The 2,660-nt window shown below is 30.5% G+C and carries 2 protein-coding genes; both read right to left on the bottom strand.

What is annotated here, in order from left to right; all coding sequences use genetic code 11:
- Positions 1–125: 125 nt before the first annotated feature.
- On the bottom strand, positions 126–740 hold the full coding sequence (locus tag NSA58_RS18555; protein WP_039678171.1) for a flavodoxin family protein: 615 nt from the start codon (positions 738–740) through the stop codon (positions 126–128).
- Positions 741–909: 169 nt separating this feature from the next.
- Positions 910–2,319 carry an amino acid permease gene (locus tag NSA58_RS18550; protein ID WP_039678172.1) on the bottom strand — a complete coding sequence of 470 codons (1,410 nt, stop codon included), beginning with the start codon at positions 2,317–2,319 and terminating at the stop codon, positions 910–912.
- Between the last annotated feature and the right edge of the window lie 341 nt (positions 2,320–2,660).

The following is a 2,660-nucleotide window of genomic DNA, read 5'->3' as shown; positions in this document are numbered from 1 at the left end:
TTCTAGAGCTTTATTATTTTGATTATTATTAAATTTAAATTATTAAAAACTAATAAATAACATATTGTATTATTACAGCAATACAATATGTTTATTAATTTTGAGCTTAATTTATTATCATTATGCTATCTAATAAAATTAGTAGCTACTCTTTTTTCTCTTTGTGGTAATTCTTCCTTAGAATTTTTCATAGTTTTTATCATCCAAGCCATATTATTTCCTAAAGTTCTCATAACTTGAAGACCTTCTAAATCTTGTTTAGCTTCCTCAGCGGTATTACCATGAATAGAATTCCAATACTGAGATGATACAACTGGCATTTGATTTATTGTAAAGTATTTATTTAAACGATCAAATGTTGCACTTGCTCCTCCTCTTCTACAACTTACTACTGCAGCTGCTGGTTTATTAGTCAACAAATAAGATGCAGAATAAAATAATCTATCTAATAAAGCACATAAAGATCCATTTGGTCCTGCATAATAAACTGGTGACCCTACAACAATTCCATCAGCCTCTTTTATTTTTTCAAATAAATTATTGTAAACTTCATCATTAAAAGCACATTTACCAGTTTCATAACATTTTCCACAAGCAATACATCCTTGCATAGCCTTCATACCTATATGAAATATTTCACTTTCTATGTCATTATTATTTAAAGCTTTTGCAACTTCACTTAATGCAGTGTAAGTACATCCATTTTTATGTGGGCTTCCATTTATTAATAATACTTTCATTATAACATCCCCTTTATAAATTTTATCCTTTACTTATATATTCTAGTATAATTTGTAAAATTCTTCAAACTTTAAACAAACAAACTACTAGGTATTTTTATATGTGCAAAGTTTTTTAGAATAAAAAAATAGGAGCTAGCACTATATTTTAGGCATAGCCCCTCTGCTGCTATTCTATTTTTTCACTTTCTGTTTTGTTCAATCCACTATGCTTATAACCATAAAATGCATATACTACAAATCCTATAGTAATCCAGATTAAAAATGCAATCTTTGTAAAAGTTGGAAGTTGAAATATTAAGAATAAACAAAATCCAACTGCAAGTATTGGAACTACAGGCACAAAAGGAACCTTAAATGGTCTATTTAAGTCAGGTCTAGATTTTCTAAGAAGTATAACAGATAAAGATACTACAACAAAGGCTGCCAATGTACCCATATTAGTTAATTCTGCTACCTTTCCTATTGGTAAGAATCCAGCCACAAGAGCTGTTGCAACAAATACTAATACTATACTCTTGTTAGGTGTCCCTCTTTTTTGTGAAACTTGACTAAATACCTTTGGAATTAATCCATCTCTTGATAAAGCGTAGAATAATCTAGTACTACCATACATCATAACTAATATAACAGAAGTTATACCACAAATTGCACCTACTGAAACTAATGCAGATCCCCAACTAATACCTACTTTTGCCAAGGCATAAGCTACTGGCGCTGCGTTATCCTTGAATTCTAAATAAGGAACCATTCCTGTTAATATGGCAGAAACTACTATATATAGCACTGTACATATTAACAAAGAACCTATTATTCCTTTTGGTAAATCTTTTTGTGGATTTTTAACTTCTTCAGCTGCAGTTGATATGGCATCAAATCCAATATATGCAAAGAATACTATTGCAGCTCCTGAGAATACTCCACTCCAACCATAAGGCATAAATGGATGCCAGTTTGCAGGTTCAACATGACTAAATCCTAATACAATGAATAATAAAACAACCGAAATTTTAATTATTACTAGTATATTATTTAATTTTACACTTTCTTTTGCACCAAGCAATAGTAATCCTGCTATTAGAGACAATATTAATATTGCTGGTAAATTGATTATTCCTCCACTTCCTGGTGCTGCAATTAATACTTGTGGTAAATGGATACCAACTAAGTTTAAAATATTGACCATATAGCCTGACCATCCAATGGATACTGCAGCCACAGCTACACAATATTCCAAAATTAAATCCCACCCAATTATCCATCCCCATATTTCTCCAAGACCCACATATCCAAATGTGTAAGCGCTTCCTGAGATCGGTATCATTGCTGATAGTTCTGCATAACATAATGCTGCGAAAGCACATGCCATTCCTGATATGATAAATGATAATACCAAAGCCGGCCCTGCATAATCTGCTGCTGCTACACCCGTTAAAACAAATATTCCTGTACCTATTATTGCCCCAATTCCCAACATTGTTAACTCAAATGCACCTAAAACCTTTTTTAAACCCTTTCCTTCTTGACCATGACTTATTAAATTTTCAACTGGCATTTTTCTAAAAACATTTGATCTCATAATTACTCCTCCTTAATCATTTTTTAATATACTTTTTACTTTGGCAATCTTTAGGCTACATTTTTTATTGATTTATTCTATGTGTTTTATATTAAGTTATGGTTAAGCTGAGGTTAAGAATAAATTAATTTTCTAATAATTCTGATAACTTATTTTTACATAAACTTTACATATAAAATACCATGGATAGTTAAATAAGTTCATCCTCTATTTGAAACGTTTTTCATACTAAAAAAAGCGTACAATATTGTACACTTTCAAATTATTTTTTATTTAATTTTTCTACTATTCCAGTTCAAATGCTCCCGTATATAACTGATAATACTTACCACCTTTTGCAA

This window comes from Terrisporobacter muris (assembly GCF_024621905.1).
Classification (GTDB): Bacteria; Bacillota; Clostridia; order Peptostreptococcales; family Peptostreptococcaceae; genus Terrisporobacter; species Terrisporobacter muris.
The sequence above is the reverse complement of the archived record's forward strand: the minus strand, read 5'-3'. Positions and strand labels throughout refer to the sequence as shown.